Annotated in this window: 3 protein-coding genes; all 3 read right to left on the bottom strand. The window is 60.6% G+C overall.

The window, feature by feature from the left end:
• The coding region (locus CO660_RS32245) for an IS66-like element ISRel15 family transposase (protein WP_097601873.1) at nt 1-1,406 on the bottom strand (1,406 nt) is incomplete at its 3' end.
• 73 nt (nt 1,407-1,479) lie between these two features.
• Complete coding sequence (gene tnpB, locus CO660_RS32250) at nt 1,480-1,824, bottom strand: IS66 family insertion sequence element accessory protein TnpB (protein WP_011053349.1); 345 nt, start codon at nt 1,822-1,824, stop codon at nt 1,480-1,482.
• Nucleotides 1,821-2,168 carry a transposase gene (locus CO660_RS32255; protein WP_092755364.1) on the bottom strand — a complete coding sequence of 116 codons (348 nt, stop codon included), beginning with the start codon at nt 2,166-2,168 and terminating at the stop codon, nt 1,821-1,823. The genes tnpB and CO660_RS32255 overlap by 4 nt, the downstream gene beginning before the upstream one ends.
• Between the last annotated feature and the right edge of the window lie 120 nt (nt 2,169-2,288).

Here is a 2,288-nt window from a genome sequence, read left to right on the forward strand (position 1 = left end):
TTTCTCGTGATCGTCTGGGGCCTAATGGCACGCTCAACGATGTTGCTGTCGAGCTCGATGCGGCCGTCGGTAAGGAAGCGTTCGAAGATGGAGCGACGCGAGGTGGCATAGCGGATCGCTTCTGCGAGCTTCGACTTGCCGGAGATCCGCGGCAGGGTCTTTTGCCACAGGGCGAAGAGCTCAGTGACAACTGCAGCAGATGTCGCCTGACGTGCCGCGACACGCGCGTCAGGGCTCTGCCCCCGGGCCGCCGCTTCCACCTCCCAGAGCTTTGCCATCAATTCCACCGTCTCGCTGGCTATCTTGGAGCTGTCCGAGGCGTGGAGTTCGTAGAACTTGCGCCTGCTATGGGACCAGCAGCCGGCCAGCATCACGCCGTCATTGCCGCCGTCAGATCGGGCAAGCTTGTTGTAGGCACCATGCCCGTCCACCTGAAGGATACCGCGATAGCCATTCAGATGCCGGGCGACGCGATCGCCAGCGCGGCTATCTTCGAAGCGATAGGCGACCATCGGCGGGCCACTACCGCCAAAGGGTCTATCATCCCTCGCATAAGCCCATAGCCAGGCTGTCTTTGCCGATCCGGATCCGGGCGCGAGCGTTGGCAATGTCGTCTCGTCCGCAAAGATGCGCTCAGCCTTCTTGATCTCAGCGAGGATGTAGTCGGCCAGGATATCGAGCTCGTAGCCGAGCTTGCCCATCCATTGGGCCATCAGCTTCCGGTCAAGCTCAACCTTGTCGCGTGCATAGATTGCCTCCTGTCGATAGAGCGGAAGGCCATCTGCATACTTCGAGACAGCGATCTGGGCGAGAAGCGCTTCCGTTGGAATGCCACCCTCGATGATGTGCGCGGGCGCGGCTGCCTGGATGACGCCGTCTTCGTTCTTGAAGGCATACTTCGGCCGCCGGGTGACGATGACGCGGAACTTCGCCGGCACGACGTCCAGTCGCTCCGAGACGTCTTCTCCGATCAGCACCTTCTGTTTGCCGATGTGTTCGTGCAGTTCATCCGGCTCGATCACCACTTCGACTCGTTCCAGATGAGGTGCAAAGCCCTTGCGCGGCCGGGGTGCACGTTTCGCATCGGGATCAGCGGCACCCTTGTTTACCTTGGCTCGGATTGCCGAGATACCGGTCTCGATTTCCTCGAAGACAAAAGCCTGCTGCTCATCATCGATGCCCGGAGAGCCGAGCTTTTCCGATTGCCGGCCGAAGCGGGCGCGATCGAAGGCTTTCAGGATCTGGGTCAGTCGCTCGATGCGTTCGTCGGCATCGGCGTTTCTGGCTTTCAGGTCTGCGACCTCGCTCTCGAGAGCATCGGTGCGCGCTGCCTTCTCGGCCATGGCAAGGACCATGGCTTTCAGGGTCTCTACATCATCCGGGAGCTGTAGATCGGGCGGCGTCATGAGGCCTACCAGAGCACAATTTGCTCCGGTTTTCCTGCCTTTTCAGGCGGTTGATTCACTTCGCCGCAGCCCTTTACCCAACAATCTCCGGCGGCTTCACCGCCACTGAGCGCACCCGTTTCCAGTCCATGCCGTCAACGAGCGCCATGAGCTGAGCGTGATTGAGCTGCACCCGGTTGTGGCCGATCCGCGGCCAGCAGAACTGCGCCTTCTCCAACCGCTTGGAATAGAGGCAGACCCCTGATCCATCCCACCAGACGATCTTGACCCGGTCCGCCCGCTTCGCCCGGAAGACATAAAGCGAGCCATTGAACGGATCACTGCCGGCGTCGCGCACCAGCGACAGCAAACTGTCCGGCCCTTTGCGAAAGTCGATGGGGTGACTGGCGAGGAAGACCTTTACACCTGCGGGGATCATGCTGACCGAACTGCCCGGATGACACGCTGCAGATGAGCTTCGTCCACATCGGCGGGAGCGCGCACGACGACATCGCCAATCAGAACTTCGATTATCGCGCCGTCGGCAGATGGCGTGACTGCCTTATGACCGATCGGCGCTATGTTCTCCTTGTGAGAGCCCAGGGCGGCGCGACGCCAGCCAAACAGTTGTGACGGATGGATATCAAGCCGACGTGCGATCGCTGACACGCTCGAGCCAGGCTCGAGTGCCTCTGCAACTGCACGCGCTTTAAAATCGTCCGACCAGCGCCGCCGAAGCTGCCGAGGCGCGCCCTCAAATCGGTCCGCAACAGCCTCGATCATATGAAAAGTTCTAGTTCCAGAGCTAGGCGCAGACATAGAAGCTCACAGCAGTTCATCGTGTCCGCTACCGATAGCCGACCGCTAAGCTGCTTCGCCAGATGGGGTCTGCTTGTCGCTTAC

This window comes from Rhizobium sp. L9 (assembly GCF_002531885.1).
In the GTDB taxonomy this organism is placed as follows: domain Bacteria; phylum Pseudomonadota; class Alphaproteobacteria; order Rhizobiales; family Rhizobiaceae; genus Rhizobium.

Coding starts and splice junctions, on each gene's coding strand:
- tnpB (WP_011053349.1), bottom strand. CDS start 1,824: ATGATCCCCGCAGGTGTAAAGGTCTTCCTCGCCAGTCACCCCATCGAC.
- CO660_RS32255 (WP_092755364.1), bottom strand. CDS start 2,168: ATGATCGAGGCTGTTGCGGACCGATTTGAGGGCGCGCCTCGGCAGCTT.